The following is a 15,136-nucleotide window of genomic DNA, read 5'->3' on the forward strand; positions in this document are numbered from 1 at the left end:
TCCCGATAGACACGATTAGAGGAGAAAGAGAGAACCTTATGAGCAACGCCAAAGACGTAACTGATGCTAGTTTCGGGACGGACGTACTGTCCTCCGAGAAGCCGGTAATTGTTGATTTCTGGGCCGAGTGGTGCGGCCCCTGCCGCAAGCTTGGACCGATTCTGGACGAGATCTCCGTCGAATATGGTGAAAAGGTCGATGTCGTCAAGGTGAATGTTGACGACAACCCGTCCATCGCGGCGGAGTACGGCATCACCTCCATCCCTGCTGTCTACCTCTTCCAGGGTGGGGAAGTGAAGAACACCGTTATCGGGGCCAAGCCGAAGCAGTTCTTTGAGAAGGAATTCGCGGACGTCTTGTCCTAACACCTGTGACCGTCAGACAGACGGCCACGAGCGTGCCCCCGCCCCTCCGGCGGTGGCACGCTCTTCTTTTTGATCCGATAGGAGCAGCGTTTCACGTGAAACACTGCTGGAGGTGCTCCGGTCATGACAGCGAGAAACCGGCTATCTGCCTCTGCCCGCGGGCGGGGGATACATGCGGACGTGCCCCCTAATCCCACATTGTTCCGTTTCGCACTCTAGTAAATCTTCTGCTCTTTGACGCCTAGCAACTCTTCATTGGAAGCCTCCTGGGAATAACAGCCGGTGCACCCCTGGGCACCGGTAGTCCTGACCGGCCAGACTGCGACCCCGGGTCCGTAGGATTGCTCTGCACCGACATGTATGGGTAACGAAGGAACCGCAGGGCAGTCTCCACGCACCCAGGGACCCGCAGGGCGTGCACAAAATTGAATGGCTATCAGGAGGTGTGTGCATCAGAATCGAAGATTATGCGCCGGAGTGAAAACAAACGCGAAGTTTCACGTGAAACAGAAGTTCAAGGGTGGACTACCATACGGGTCACGAGGAAGGCAGGGTGAAGCACTGAAACGAAGCCTCTACTCGGCACGGTTACCAACACTCGCAACATCCTGAAGGCAGTCATACTGTGGTGAGCTGTTCTTGCTTCAGGCCCTCCCAAGCCCTTCCCCAAGCGCTGTTCAGACTCGCGCTTTAGAAGACTCCGCTGCGGGGCCAGCCGAGACAATCAACCAGCGGCGGGAGTAGAAACCCACGCGAAACAGCCCCACGACCAGCACGTGGCGAACCAGCACGAGCACGCATCCGGATGACGATTTTGGTCACGGAAACAGAGACAGCTATTGCCTCCAACCGTGTTGAGATTCCAGGCCTCATCGATCCAGACAAGGAGTTTCAAATACGGATACTAGGGCCGTTTTCCGCATCTATACGTGGCATCGAACTCCACAGTGAGCCTGGGGGACAGTTCGGTTCGGTGCGGCTCTTCATCCGAGAAGCCATACCCCACTGCGAAGATGGATTGGAATATCCGGTGTCCATCACTGCTTGCTTAATGTTGCACCTCTTGCCATCTACTACCTGAATGACGCCTGTTCGCTTCGCGTCCGTATGCTCCGGATGCGTAGGCACGGGCAGGCACGGTCAGTGTTCCACGTGAAACACTGGGCGGACTGACGCCTCATATGAGAGTTGCACAGAGCCGGCGCCGTACACGCAGCCAGCTTGCAGGCATGAAGCAACCGTGAAGTCGCGCTGCGGACAGCAAGAGAAATCCTTTTTTCCTTTCTGTCGACTTCGCCACCAGATCCAAGCCGCGGAAAAAATAGCCCTTCTCTTTCGCCCGTCAATGAGCGGGCATGTTTCACGTGAAACCGTACACGCAACGCCGAGACAGCAGCTAGCGGAGTAGCGCCAAGAGATAACACCCTATCGACCCGCGGCTCATGGGAATACTTCTGTGGGCCCGCGCCGAATGATCGGATCACGCGCCCTGCCAGCCGGCATCTAAACCGAGATGCGAGTCTCGGGTGTTAGGTGTCGACGACTACACCTTGGGGTATTGGACCCTACCCCGAGGATAGCTGAGGCCGCTTGACCCCGTTCTGTTGGCAGGTTAGGCGGTCGGGGCTTGCCACGCGGGTCGCCGCTTCTCGGGCCGAGCGGGTGGTGAAACCGGGCAGGACACGCCTACACCCGTCCGTAATGATTCACAGAATGTCTACCGATGGTGCAAGGGAATAGTGCATCGGCCACCGGCGCCGACCCCACTCACATTCAGGGACCAGGGGCATCGGTTCGCACAAACGGTTACGAGGGGCGCCAAGGACGCCACCCGGACACAAGAGGTTCCCGCATTAACTCGTTGAGAGAGCCGCCCGGGTGTTACGGATTCAGGGTTTATACGAGCTTATGCCCACTGCGGCTTGCCCGACGAGAACGGCATCATCACGAGATGTCCACACTTTTATCCACAGCCGATTCCCGATTTACCCACACTGTTATCCACAGCACGCTTCCGGGAGTCACATCGACACCAGCCGGTCCGGCGAGCCCAGCGCCCTCTTCAACTACTCGCCCCGCAGTCGCCACGAATTGGCCTCGGCGTTCCTGGTCCGCATAGGAGCACTAACTTATAGCCCCGAACACCGGCAGTTCGTGACGCGATCAACCTTGAAAAGTCTCAGTACGTGCAGAAATCGTCTTGATCGCTGGCTGCAGCGGGCGCTGGCGCCGCGGACTGGCTGGCCGTTTCACGTGAAACACCCGGCCCTGTCTTACGGCCGCGGGGCCCACCGGATGTGGCGCTGCGGACACCATGTCTCCGGAGACCGCAAAAGTGAACCTGAGGTCGGTGCTGCCGTTCGGTTATCCACCGACTTATCCACAGGTTTATCCACCGCCTAATCCACAGGATGCGCTTCGCACCTCACAGTCTGAATGGGAAACTCGGGGCCCAGAAAACCGCCTACAAGGGGACCTGGAACTTCCAGCATTCCACTCCGCAAAGATGCTGGGACTTGAACTTGCCGGTTTGAAGTCACTCGGCTGGCCTGTTTGAAGTCACCCGACCGGAAGCGTTCTACCCGCAGTCGCTGGCGACCATAGTGCACGCGTTATCCACTGAACTTGAACGGGCCATCCAGCCACCGACCCCTTAGCGCGGTCACTCCCTGGTCGCGAGACCGGCGGCTTCCGGATGAGCCGAAATCAGAGGGGCCTCTCCTCACGTCTGGAGGGCCTCAAGTGTAAGCAGAACCACGGCACCCCGTATCCCACGCCTGGGGACGGCAACTCAAGGACCGATCTGCCGGTCGGCACGTGGATAGAGGACGACAGCTACCGACGTTCGGCACGTTGACGCGGTGCCCCCGCGGTAGTGGACTATTTCTGCCAACCACTCTTTCCTTCTCCCTGGTTCAACGCGGACCGATGTGCCTTCGTTCTCCTGACCAGCAGCGTCTGGCATCTTCGGCACGCTGGCATGTCGATGTAACAGTCTCATCGCAGAGCGAATGGCCGAGCGGGCATCTTCGTAAGAATTCAGTGACCTTCTGAAGGTAGCCCTGTACTGCAGATTCGTAGCGCCGGAGTTTGGGCATGTTGCGACAGTGTCTTTGGCGTGCGGCATACTGCGGGAGGCCGACCTTCGAAAGCAGTACTCCGTGCAATGCGCGGTAGAAGACGCTGATGGACCCCACCCCGCTCCCTAGGGGCATACGCCAGGTGCCGGCTGTTCCACTGGCAGTTCCGTTGTGCTTAGCCACGTGGGACTCTAGCTACCTATTCGTTATTCCCCTGCGGCGTTTGTCTGCGCACGTCGTCTCCCACACGGAGGAATGGCGATAGGTACAACGGCGCGCCACATGACGACCGCCCGTTCCTTCCTCACAGTTCGTTTCTTGCCCGCAACGAGGTTTCACGTGAAACGCCCGATACAAGGACGGCATTGCTGGACCTCCTGCTCGTTTCAGCAACTCAGAGCTGGTGGTGAGCACGGCAATGTCCACCGTCGTCCAATCTGACTACCAGACTACTCGCGGGGTTCCGCTGAGATCGAACCAGTCCGCATTATTCTGCTTCGAGCCTTCGTCTTTCCTATCTCTTTATCCTCCTGGTTAGGTCCTATCGCGATCCGTTTCACGTGAAACGGCCGACCGCGCATCTAGGTTTAGCGGTGCCGACGACGCTGAAACTACCGTGTTGCAGTCCATGGACCGGGACTCCATCGGCCGACCGGTAAGCGCGAACAAAGAGCTATCTATCTCAGCTCGAATCGCTACCTTGCTATCATGCAGCTCAATTTCCTTCGCAGCGGATTTCGCACCCCTCACACCGGACCGCGTTAGAACTTCAGTAGGGTCGTCCGCATATGGTTCTGGGATTTCGCACTAGTACGGTCATTGTGCCGTAGAGTGAGCAACACCGTGAAGACCCGTGGTACCCCATCGCAAGTACCGTGAGCACGCCTTCCACGCCTGTGGTAACGCCAAGCAGGTGGTTGTGCCAGCGTAGGCCAGCAAGCGGTGACTTTCCTACCTTCCATTGCTGCGCGAAAGCGTTGCTGACGTCCTTTGGGCGGCCGTTTCACGTGAAACACCACGACGACCAGCTTCGAACCATCGGCTACATCGTGTCCGGCAATCTTGGTTTCGCTACGGAGTTCAGTACCAGCATGCCGATCTCGAGCAGGCCAAATGAATAGCACGGGGCAGACGGCACTCTATGCAGCGCACCTCCATGAGTGAAGGCTTGAATCGCCGCGCTTCGGGGGAAAGCACAAATCCTTATGGGAACTGGCACTTTTCACTGGCGCCTCCCGAGAAGGAGCATGGGAGCAAATGCAGGATGCAATAAAAGGAGTGTCCGTCCACAAGACTATCTTGGGACGATGCGGGTACGGCGTGCCCGCGATAGCACCCCAGATTGGGTTTGCATGCAGGATTAGTGGACGACCCCTTCCAGGGTGAAAAAAGGGCCCGATCCCTAAGGAATCGGGCCCTCCAGCAATTCAACTAATTCGCCGACCCTGGAGCCAGGACGTCCATGATGCGGTTGAGATCTTCCACGCTGGCAAACTCGATACTGACTTTACCTTTGCGCACGCCTAGCGAGATTTTCACGTTGGTGTCCAAGCGGTCAGACAAGGACGATGCGAGGTAATCCAGCCGTTCATGACGGGCTCCCGGACGCGGGATGTTGTTCTTGGCCGGCTTGGCCGGGTCCTGGTGGAGGGCCACGGCTTCTTCAGTGGCACGCACGGACATACCCTCAGCCACGATCTTCTGGGCCAGCCGTTCCATGGCCGCAGCGTCGGGGAGGGACAACAGGGCCCGGGCATGCCCTGCCGAGAGCACGCCGGCCGCTACGCGCCGCTGGACCAACGGCGGGAGCTTGAGCAGGCGCAGAGTGTTGGATACCTGGGGACGCGAGCGTCCGATGCGGTCCGCGAGCTGCTCATGGGTGGTCCCGAAGTCCTCGAGGAGCTGCTGGTAGGCCGCTGCCTCTTCCAGGGGGTTAAGCTGGCTGCGGTGCAGGTTCTCCAGCAAAGCATCGCGCAGGAGGTCATCATCGGTGGTGTCCCGGACGATTGCCGGTATGGTTTCAAGTCCTGCGGCCTGTACCGCCCGCCAGCGGCGTTCGCCCATAACCAGCTCGAACGGCTCTCCACCGTCTTCGGTTGATTTACGAACAACAATTGGCTGGAGGACACCGATTTCCCGAACAGAGTGCACAAGCTCGGCCATGTCGTCTTCATCAAAGACCGATCTCGGCTGCTTGCGGTTGGGGTGAATGTCCGAGACTGGAATCTCAGCAAACTTGACGCCAGGGACGTCGACCAGCTCTACATCGACATTAGTGCCGGAAAAAGCGTCAACAGGCTCTGCCGCGGCGGAATCCCCGGCTCCAGGAACCGGGGCCAACACCTCAGCATCAGCAGTCGTCGATGAGGCGGCTTCCGGCTCTACGGCCGGCGCGTCTTGTACAGGACGGCTCTTGGAGCCCGCCGCGGGGGATACCTGGTCAGCCTTCTTTCCCGCAGCGGAACCAGAAGGCTTGTTGGAGCCAGGTCCAGTGGCCGCATTGTCCTTGACCCTGGGCGATTTGGCAGGGGTCCGGGGCGCAGTCAGCTTTTCCGCCACAGACTGAGCCGTGCCGGTTGCACTGTCATCCGACGGTTCGGACTTTTTCCGTCCCTCAGGAAAGAAGAGATCTACGGGACGGGAAACGGCCGCGCCGTTGCCCTGCCCGTTGGATGCGGCGGAACTTGGAATCAGCGCGCCAAGACCGCGGCCTAGGCCCCGTCGCTTCTCGCTCATGGGTCAATCCCTCCAGTGGTAGAAACAGGCAATGCCAGCTCCGGTGGTTGCAGTTTGAAGATTTTAGCGTTCTGCTATTTCAGCAGCGGCTTCCAGGTAGGACAGGGCACCACTGGAGGATGGGTCGTACGTCATGACGGTCTGCTGGTAGCTGGGCGCCTCAGAAATCCTGACAGACCTGGGAACCACGGCCGAGAGGACCTGCTGCGGAAAGTGCGTCCGCACCTCGGCGGCAACCTGGGCCGCAAGGTTGGTCCGTCCGTCGTACATGGTGAGCAGGATGGTGGAAACTTCCAGCTCGTCGTTGAGATGTTTCTGGATCATCTCAATGTTCTTCAACAGCTGGCTGAGTCCTTCAAGCGCATAGTACTCGCACTGGATCGGGATCAGGACCTCATTGGCAGCACAGAACGCATTCACTGTCAGCAGCCCGAGGCTGGGCGGGCAGTCGATGAAGATGTAGTCGAGCCGCTCTTCGCCATTCTTTTCACGGGTCTTGGCGTACACATCAATGGCGCGCCGAAGCCGCTGCTCACGTGCCACAAGTGACACGAGCTCAATCTCGGCCCCGGCAAGATGGATAGTGGCGGGAGCGCAAATGAGCTTTTCGATGTCGGGGCACTGTGCCACCACGTCGGCCAGGGCAACGTCGTTGATGAGGACGTCGTAGATGCTGTCCACGTCGGCGTGGTGTTCGATGCCGAGGGCTGTGGACGCATTGCCTTGCGGGTCGATGTCAATGACCAGCACATTCAGCCCTGCAGCAGCAAGCGCTGCGGCGATATTGACGGTGGTGGTGGTCTTGCCCACGCCGCCTTTCTGGTTCGACACCGTGAAGACCCTGGTTTTGTCGGGGCGCGGGAGTTTCCGGCCCATCAGTCGTTCACGGCGCCGCGTTTCATGAGCGAGCTCGCGCGCGATAGGGCTTGAATCATCAATGGCATCGATGATGTTTGATCGACCAGATGAGGTTGTTTCACGTGAAACGACCGCCGAAGAAGCTGTGTTCGCTACCGATTGGGGGTGATTCCCGCCCCTGCCAGGAGCCATGCCCGGTCCCGCGACAGAACGTGCCGACCCCAATGACACGAACGGCGGGATCCGTTGTGCGGAGGCTTCACTACTGGTCACTGGGGCACACTCACTCTCGTTCAGCCAATATTTGCTGCCGTTGACTAGCCTAACTGCTTGGCCCGGCGGACAGCCGCCACCGGGCCAGGACTAGGACTTCTTTTGGGACTTGTTGACGATGATGCGGACTATGGTGGTGGGCTCTTCGAGAAGGTTCTCGCCCACTGTGCGCACTGATGTCTCCACGCCGCCGAGTTTCCGGATGGCTTTGGCGGCCTTCTCTATCTCTTCGGCGGCACTGCGGCCCTTGATGGCCACTACTTCGCCGCGCCCATTAAGGAGCGGAATTGTCATTCCGGCCAGGTTGCTGAGCGCAGATACTGCCCGCGCAGTAACCACATCGGCGTCCACGTGGCCGACGGCGAGCTCCGCGCGGGTCCGCATCACAGTGACGTTCTCGAGGCCAAGATCGTCAACGACTTCCTGAAGCCAGATGACACGCCGTTCGAGGGGCTCGATGAGGGTGAGTTCAAGATCCGGACGCGCGATGGCCAGGCAAAGCCCGGGCAGGCCGGCACCGCTTCCAACATCGGCAACATGGCTGCCATGCGGGATTTCGCTTTCGATGACGGCGCAGTTCAAGACGTGCCGGCTCCAGAGCCTGGGAATTTCCCGCGGACCAATGAGGCCCCGTTCCGTTCCCGAAGTGGCAAGATGCTCAACGTAACGCTTAGCCAGATCGAGGCGGTCTCCGAAAATCTTTTCGGCGGCCAGGAGTTCGGCTGGAGTGATATCAACCATTGTCAGCGGACCAGCGATCCCTAGTCTGCGGACACAACGATGTGGCGTCCGTTGCCTTCACCTTCGGACTCGCTGACGAGCCCCAGGTCAGCAACAGCGTCGTGCACGATCTTGCGTTCGTAGGCGCTCATCGGTTCGAGCGCAACAGACTGCCCGGTTTCCTTGACCGTAGCGGCTGCATCCTCGGCGATCTTCTGCAGGTGCCCAGTGCGCTCCTGCCGGTAGCCGTTGATGTCGAGAACCAGTCGGGACCGGTTCTCCGTGGCGGACAGCACCGCGAGCCGCGTCAGTTCCTGGAGGGCTTCAAGGACTTCGCCGTCCTCGCCCACAAGGCTGTCGAGACCTTCTGATTCCTCGTCTGCAACGATGGAAATGTAGGTGCGGCCGTTCCGGACCTCAATGTCGATGTCACCGTCGATGTCGGCGATGTCCAGCAACTCTTCAAGGTAGTCGGCAGCGATGTCGCCTTCTTCCTCAAGCCGGCTGACAGCGGAAACCTTGGGGGAAGCAGCCTCATCAGCCGCTGACTGGTCCTGGTCTTGGATCATGTCTTCAGAAAGGGCGTGTTCGGTGCTCTCGGCTGACATTACTTCTTCTTCCTGTTCTTACGCTGTGGCTGGACACGCTGGCCCTTGGGTTCGGCTACGGCAGCGGCAGCGGCGGCAGCTGCATCGTCCTTCTTGCCGCTGAGGATCGGCAGGGCGGGAAGGCCCTTGGCAGCACGGCGTTCGGCGAGGGCCTTTGCTGCGGGGGACCCCGGTGTCGGCATACGGCGGATAACGAAGAACTGCTGGCCCATGGTCCACAGGTTGGTGGTGGTCCAGTAAATCAGGACACCGATGGGGAAGTTGATGCCGCCCACGCCGAACACGATCGGCAGGATGTAGAGCATCATTTTCTGCTGGCGCATGAACGGGCTGGCCATGGCCTCTTCGGACATGTTCTTGGCCATGATCTGCTTTTGCGTGATGAACTGCGAGGCGGTCATCGCCAGGATCATCAGGATGGAAAGCACTGCGACAGTGATCTGGTTCTCGCCGCCGCCGCCGTGAAGCAGCGTTGCGTTCAGGGGTGCCCCGAAGATGGTGGAATCATCGAACTGGACAACCTGATCGTGGCTCATCGCACCGATGCCCTGGCCCTTGTCACGCGCCCCGGAGATGCCTGAAAGCACCGTGAACAGCGCGAAGAAGAACGGCATCTGAATCAGCATGGGCAGGCAGGCGGAGAACGGGTTGGTGCCATGCTTCTTGTACATGGCCATCTGTTCCTGGGCCATCGCCTGACGGGACAGCTGGTCCGTCTTGCCCTTGTACTTGTCCTGGAGCTTCTTCAGGTCCGGCTGCAGCAGCTGCATGCCGCGCTGGGCCTTGATTTGCTTGACGAACACGGGAATCAGGGCGGCACGGATGACCAGCACCAGTCCGATGATGGACAGCGTCCATGTCCAGCCCGAGGCTTCGGGCAGGCCAATGGCAGTCAGGCCCTCATGGAAGCCCACCATGATGATGGACACAAGCCATTTGAACGGAAACATGATTGTTTCGAAGAAGTCCATACTTTTCCCTATTCGTCAGGCCGCACTGCGGCCTTCTCCATCAGACCGAGCAGCCAGGTATTTGTCCGGGTTGTTCAGCACAACAATTGTGGGGGTCCGGCTCTCCGGCCATTCCCGGTTTCCGGCGGGGACGTGGTCCACACCGCCGGCGTTCCATGGGTGGCAGCGGACAAGGCGCCGGACTGCGAGCCAGCTTCCCTTGACGGCGCCATGGACTGTGACCGCTTCAAGGGCGTAGGCCGAGCATGAAGGGAAAAAGCGGCAGACCTGCCCGTACAGGGGGGAGACCACCTTGCGGTAGGCCTTGAGCAAAACAATGAGGACGTTCCGCGGCAGGTTCCACAGGAACATTCCGACGGCGGCGGCAACAGGACGGATACGGACGACGACGGCGGTGGCGTTACGCACGTGTCCCCTCCTGTGTTGTAACAACCGGACCGTTGGCGGCACCCGTGCGGGGGCGGCCGGCAAGCCGGGCCAGCGTCGATTCCAGTGCGGCGTTGTAGTCATTCAGCAGCTGATCCCAGCTGGCAGACGCGGACGCCGGAAGCGCCCGGACCACTATGGCAAAGCCGGTGCCGTGTTCGCGCAGCGACGCAGCTCCTGCTTCCCTCAGTCTCCGCTTAACGAGGTTCCTCACCACAGCGTTCCCTACACTCTTGGAAACGATGAACCCGATCCGACTGGGTTCATCGGCAGCAATGGCTGCCGCATATAACACTACGTTCCGGCGTCCATTGCGGACACCGGAACGTACGGTTGTTGAAAAATCGGTTGCAGTCCTCAAGCGGTTGCGGGCGGCCAGCACCTTAAACTCGCAAAGGGATGTCTACCGACAAGTCAGGTATTAAGCCGACAGTTCGGTGCGGCCCTTGCCACGGCGGGCGGCCAGGATGGCGCGGCCGGCACGGGTGCGCATACGAAGGCGGAAGCCGTGCTTCTTGGCCCGACGGCGGTTATTCGGCTGAAAAGTCCGCTTGCTCACGTTAGTTACTCCAGTGGATCAAAGGTGCGCCCACCCGATCAGTATGGGGAAGAACTGGCCGACGCTAAGTTTTGTATATGCCAGCTTTCCCCGGTCTGGCCAGGCGCGCTGCGCCTGGGAAGTTCAGATGGGACCAAAAAGCGGACACAAAGGACTTCACAACGTTAGGGCAATTCCGGCGCCCGAGTCAAACCGGATCAGGCACCGCCCGGCTATCCCCAGCTGTTCCTAACCGGCCTGTGGAACCTGTGGATGAAGTGGCTCACAAGGCCGGTTTTGGAACCACAACGGTGTAATTATCCACAAGCATCCTGCCAGCTATCTTCTAGGCTTTTCATCCCCTAGAGTGGCTCAGTAGCCGATTATCCACGGACTGTGCATAACCCTGTGGATGAACGGGACCAGCGTCCTGGTTCCCGGACTCGGGGCTGCAGGTATTTGCAGGCAAAGCAAGTTTTGAGGGAACCCATTGATGACAGTAGACGAAGCCAACCACGCCAATACTGTCGGAAGTTCCTGGCGGCGCGTTGTCAGCCTGCTCGAACAGGACCACCGCGTTTCACCGCGGCAGCGTGGCTTTGTCATCCTGGCCCAAGCCCAGGGCCTGATCGGTTCAACTCTCCTGGTGGCGGTTCCCAACGAACTTACCCGCGAGGTTCTCCAGACCCAGGTCAAGGACGCCCTTGACGACGCGCTGCACAACGTCTTTTCCGAGGACATCAGGTGCGCCATCGACGTCGACACCGACCTGGTGCCCATCCACGAAGAGCCCGAACCCGCCGTCGAGCCGTCCTTTGTGGCGGACCAGTCAGCGGAACAGAAGCCGCAGCCCATGCTGCCGAGCACCTCCCATGAATTCGGCCGGCTGAACCCGAAATACGTTTTCGACACATTCGTCATTGGTTCCTCAAACCGCTTTGCCCACGCCGCCGCCGTCGCTGTGGCCGAAGCCCCCGCCAAGGCGTACAACCCGCTGTTCATCTACGGAGACTCCGGTCTTGGCAAAACGCACCTGCTGCACGCGATCGGCCACTATGCCCGCCGCCTCTACAGCGGCATCCGCGTGCGCTACGTCAACTCGGAAGAATTCACCAACGACTTCATCAACTCCATCCGCGACGATGAAGGCGCCAGCTTCAAGACCACGTACCGCAACGTTGACGTCCTCCTCATTGATGACATCCAGTTCCTGGCCGGCAAGGACCGGACGCTCGAGGAGTTCTTCCACACATTCAACTCGCTGCACAACAACAACAAGCAGGTGGTCATTACCTCCGACCAGCCGCCGAAGCTGCTCGCAGGTTTTGAGGACCGGATGAAGTCCCGCTTCGAGTGGGGCCTGCTCACGGACATCCAGCCGCCCGAACTGGAAACCCGTATCGCCATCCTCCGCAAGAAGGCACTGAGCGAAGGCCTGTCCGCTCCGGACGATGCCCTCGAGTACATCGCTTCCAAGATCTCCAGCAACATCCGTGAACTCGAAGGCGCCCTGATCCGCGTTACCGCATTCGCGAGCCTGAACCGGCAGCCCGTGGATGTTGCACTGGCTGAGATGGTCCTCAAGGACCTCATCACGGACGACGGGGCCGAAGAAATCACTTCCGCGCAGATCCTGCAGCAGACGGCCGACTACTTCAAGCTCAGCATGGAAGAACTTTGCAGCAAGTCCCGGACCCGCACGCTGGTGACGGCGCGGCAGATCGCCATGTACCTGTGCCGGGAGCTGACGGACATGTCGCTGCCGAAGATCGGCCAGGAGCTGGGCGGCCGCGACCACACCACCGTCATCCATGCAGACCGGAAAATCCGCGAGCTGATGGCTGAGCGCCGTGTGATCTACAACCAGGTGACCGAACTGACCAACCGCATCAAGCAGCAGCAGCGCGACTCCTGATCCCCGCACCTATACCTTATTAACAGATGCATGTGGATAAGCCTGTGGACAGTTAAGGGGACAAGCGCGGTTAATGGGCTTAAAACCCTTAAGCCGTCTGTGGATTGGAAAAATCTGGAAATTTTTTGTCCCCATCCACACCCTGTTTAAAACCAGCTCCGCCCACAGCCCATGAACAGGGCTTAACCGCCGGATTCTGCGGCACTTGAGGGTTATCCACAGTTTCCACAGCAGTTATTAACACTACTAATCCCAAAAAATTGAAGTTCCTCAAACAACAAGACCTGTGTGTCCACCGGTCCGGGAGGGGCCTGGCGGCCCCGGCATGGAGGGGCGGGGCCGGGGGATGGGTTAATCCCGGATGTTCCGGCTAAGCTGTCAGCAGCGCTCCCATCCCCGGGTCCTTCGCCTGGTTGGCTTCTCAGCAGACCATGCACCTTCCGGGGGTGGCACAACTTTTTGGGAGTCCCGCCACAGGGATTTTCCGAGGCACATATCGCAGCAGCAATGAAAGGCGGCACCCTTCCGTGAAGTTCAGAGTCGATCGGGACGTCCTGGCAGAAGCCGTCACCTGGACAGCCCGGTCCTTGTCTCCGCGGCCGCCCGTTCCTGTCCTCTCGGGCCTGCTGCTGAAAGCCGAAGCGGGAACCGTCAGCCTTTCGAGCTTTGACTACGAAACGTCCGCGCGCCTGGAAATTGCCGCCGACATCCGCGACGAAGGCACCATCCTGGTCTCCGGACGGCTGCTCGCGGACATCTGCCGCAGCCTCCCTTCGGCTCCCGTCGACGTCGAAACCGACGGCAACAAGGTCACGCTCACCTGCCGCCGAAGCAGCTTCCACCTCGCCACCATGCCTGAAGCGGAGTACCCGCCGCTGCCTGCCCTGCCCGCCATCAGCGGCACAGTGCCCGGCGATGCTTTCGCCCAGGCGGTCTCCCAGGTGATCATCGCTGCGAGCAAGGACGACACGCTTCCCATCCTCACTGGTGTGCGGATGGAAATCGAGGACGACCTGATCACCCTCCTGGCCACTGACCGTTACCGTCTGGCCATGCGTGAAATGCCGTGGAAGCCTGTAACACCAGGCATCTCCACCAGCGCGCTGGTCAAAGCCAAAACCCTCAACGAGGTTGCCAAAACCCTGGGCAACAGCGGTGACATCAACCTCGCCCTGTCCGATGACGACAGCCGCCTGATCGGCTTCGAAAGCGGCGGCCGCACCACCACATCGTTGCTGGTGGACGGCGATTACCCGAAGATCCGCTCGCTCTTCCCCGAATCCACCCCCATCCACGCCACGGTGCAGACCCAGGAACTTGTGGAGGCTGTCCGCCGTGTATCGCTCGTTGCCGAGCGCAACACCCCGGTGCGGCTTGCATTCACCGATGGCCTGCTGAACCTCGACGCCGGCACCGGTGAGGACGCGCAGGCCTCGGAAGAACTCGAAGCACAGCTGTCCGGAGATGACATCACGGTCGCCTTCAACCCGCACTACCTGGTGGAGGGACTGAGCGTGATCGAAACCAAGTTTGTCCGGTTTTCGTTCACCTCTGCACCCAAACCGGCCATGATCACCGCCCAGGCTGACGCCGACGGCGAGGACCAGGATGACTACCGCTACCTGGTGATGCCCGTCCGCCTCCCCAACTAGTCCCCATCGGCTCCCAGCCTTCGCAAGCTCAGGCCGGGCCCCTCGCCGATAGGGCCCCAACTACCGCCACTCGGACTCGCAAGCCCGCGCAGAAAAGAGACTCACGTGCACATTGGACTGATCGGCCTTGGCAAAATGGGATTCAACATGCGCGAACGGCTGCGCAACGGCGGCCTCGAGGTGACCGGATACGACCGGAACCCGGACGTGACCGACGTGGCCTCCGTCGACGAGCTGATCGCAGCTGTTCCAGCTCCGCGGCTCATCTGGGTGATGGTTCCGGCCGGCGCCGTCACGGATGCGGTGATTACCGAACTCGCGGACAAGCTGGAGCAGGGGGACCTGGTGATCGACGGCGGAAACTCGCGTTTCACCGAAGACCAGCGGCACGGCGAACTGCTCAACGCCAAGGGCATCCGCTTCGCGGACTGCGGCGTGTCCGGTGGTGTGTGGGGACTCCAGAACGGCTACGGCCTCATGGCCGGCGGTGATGCCGCGGACATTGAACGTGCGCTGCCGGTCTTTGATGCCCTGCGTCCTGAAGGCGAACGCGCGGACAGTTTCGTGCACGTGGGTGGAGTCGGAGCCGGCCACTACGCAAAGATGGTCCACAACGGCATCGAGTACGGCCTGATGCAGGCCTACGCCGAGGGCTATCAGCTGCTCGCTTCCAAGGACATCATCAGTGATCTGCCCGGCACCTTCCGTGCATGGCAAAAGGGCACGGTGGTCCGTTCCTGGCTGCTCGACCTCCTGGTCAAAGCGCTGGAGGAAGACCCCGGACTCCAGAACATCGACGATTATGTCGAGGATTCCGGCGAAGGACGCTGGACGGTGGAGGAAGCCATCGCCAACGCGATTCCGGCTCCAGCGATCACCGCCGCGCTCTTCGCACGGTTCGAATCCCGTGAGGACAGTTCACCGGCCATGAAGATGGTCTCGGCCCTCCGCCACCAGTTCGGTGGCCACGCAACCCGCCCCGCCAAGTAGCCGC

At 60.2% G+C, this 15,136-nt stretch carries 12 protein-coding genes; 4 read left to right on the forward strand and 8 right to left on the reverse strand.

What is annotated here, in order from left to right; genetic code table 11:
* Positions 1-38: 38 nt before the first annotated feature.
* On the forward strand, positions 39-365 hold the full coding sequence (gene trxA / locus ACYQ1Z_RS07270) for a thioredoxin (RefSeq protein WP_454485453.1): 327 nt from the start codon (positions 39-41) through the stop codon (positions 363-365).
* Between the two features lie 4,511 nt (positions 366-4,876).
* On the opposite strand, the gene ACYQ1Z_RS07275 is transcribed toward trxA, so the two are convergent.
* The 8 genes from ACYQ1Z_RS07275 to rpmH form a co-directional block, all read right to left on the reverse strand.
* Complete coding sequence (locus ACYQ1Z_RS07275; protein ID WP_459791821.1) at positions 4,877-6,181, reverse strand: ParB/RepB/Spo0J family partition protein; 1,305 nt, start codon at positions 6,179-6,181, stop codon at positions 4,877-4,879.
* 63 nt (positions 6,182-6,244) lie between these two features.
* Entirely contained in the window at positions 6,245-7,312 is a 1,068-nt protein-coding gene (locus ACYQ1Z_RS07280; protein WP_459791822.1) for a ParA family protein, read from the reverse strand.
* Between the two features lie 90 nt (positions 7,313-7,402).
* The gene (gene rsmG, locus ACYQ1Z_RS07285) at positions 7,403-8,053 is read right to left on the reverse strand and encodes a 16S rRNA (guanine(527)-N(7))-methyltransferase RsmG (RefSeq protein ID WP_459791823.1); all 651 of its coding nucleotides are present in this window, start codon (positions 8,051-8,053) and stop codon (positions 7,403-7,405) included.
* 20 nt (positions 8,054-8,073) lie between these two features.
* A complete protein-coding gene (locus ACYQ1Z_RS07290; RefSeq protein WP_459791824.1) occupies positions 8,074-8,640 on the reverse strand; it encodes a Jag family protein in 567 nt (188 codons plus the stop codon).
* A complete protein-coding gene (gene yidC, locus ACYQ1Z_RS07295) occupies positions 8,640-9,611 on the reverse strand; it encodes a membrane protein insertase YidC (protein ID WP_459791825.1) in 972 nt (323 codons plus the stop codon). The genes ACYQ1Z_RS07290 and yidC overlap by 1 nt, the downstream gene beginning before the upstream one ends.
* Before the next feature lie 15 nt (positions 9,612-9,626).
* The gene (gene yidD, locus ACYQ1Z_RS07300) at positions 9,627-10,019 is read right to left on the reverse strand and encodes a membrane protein insertion efficiency factor YidD (protein WP_459791826.1); all 393 of its coding nucleotides are present in this window, start codon (positions 10,017-10,019) and stop codon (positions 9,627-9,629) included.
* On the reverse strand, positions 10,012-10,419 hold the full coding sequence (rnpA, locus tag ACYQ1Z_RS07305) for a ribonuclease P protein component (RefSeq protein ID WP_459791827.1): 408 nt from the start codon (positions 10,417-10,419) through the stop codon (positions 10,012-10,014). Before rnpA ends, yidD begins: the two co-directional genes overlap by 8 nt.
* A 39-nt stretch (positions 10,420-10,458) precedes the next feature.
* On the reverse strand, positions 10,459-10,596 hold the full coding sequence (rpmH, locus tag ACYQ1Z_RS07310) for a 50S ribosomal protein L34 (protein ID WP_003800212.1): 138 nt from the start codon (positions 10,594-10,596) through the stop codon (positions 10,459-10,461).
* A 472-nt stretch (positions 10,597-11,068) separates the two neighbouring features.
* Here rpmH and dnaA point away from each other — a divergent pair, with 472 nt between their 5' ends.
* The 3 genes from dnaA (at position 11,069) to gnd (ending at position 15,132) form a co-directional block, all read left to right on the forward strand.
* Entirely contained in the window at positions 11,069-12,490 is a 1,422-nt protein-coding gene (gene dnaA / locus ACYQ1Z_RS07315; RefSeq protein ID WP_459791828.1) for a chromosomal replication initiator protein DnaA, read from the forward strand.
* Positions 12,491-13,017: 527 nt separating this feature from the next.
* Positions 13,018-14,142 (forward strand): DNA polymerase III subunit beta, encoded by a 1,125-nt coding sequence (dnaN, locus tag ACYQ1Z_RS07320; RefSeq protein WP_459791829.1) that lies wholly within the window; start codon positions 13,018-13,020, stop codon positions 14,140-14,142.
* A gap of 105 nt (positions 14,143-14,247) precedes the next feature.
* Positions 14,248-15,132 carry a phosphogluconate dehydrogenase (NAD(+)-dependent, decarboxylating) gene (gene gnd / locus ACYQ1Z_RS07325; RefSeq protein ID WP_459791830.1) on the forward strand — a complete coding sequence of 295 codons (885 nt, stop codon included), beginning with the start codon at positions 14,248-14,250 and terminating at the stop codon, positions 15,130-15,132.
* Positions 15,133-15,136: the final 4 nt, after the last annotated feature.

The sequence above is a fragment of the Arthrobacter sp. AD-310 genome (genome assembly GCF_054656615.1).

Bases quoted from the DNA above. Each gene is read 5' to 3' on its own strand.
- trxA (WP_454485453.1), top strand. From the start codon at position 39: ATGAGCAACGCCAAAGACGTAACTGATGCTAGTTTCGGGACGGACGTA.
- ACYQ1Z_RS07275 (WP_459791821.1), bottom strand. From the start codon at position 6,181: ATGAGCGAGAAGCGACGGGGCCTAGGCCGCGGTCTTGGCGCGCTGATT.
- rsmG (WP_459791823.1), bottom strand. From the start codon at position 8,053: ATGGTTGATATCACTCCAGCCGAACTCCTGGCCGCCGAAAAGATTTTC.
- ACYQ1Z_RS07290 (WP_459791824.1), bottom strand. From the start codon at position 8,640: ATGTCAGCCGAGAGCACCGAACACGCCCTTTCTGAAGACATGATCCAA.
- yidC (WP_459791825.1), bottom strand. From the start codon at position 9,611: ATGGACTTCTTCGAAACAATCATGTTTCCGTTCAAATGGCTTGTGTCC.
- dnaA (WP_459791828.1), top strand. From the start codon at position 11,069: ATGACAGTAGACGAAGCCAACCACGCCAATACTGTCGGAAGTTCCTGG.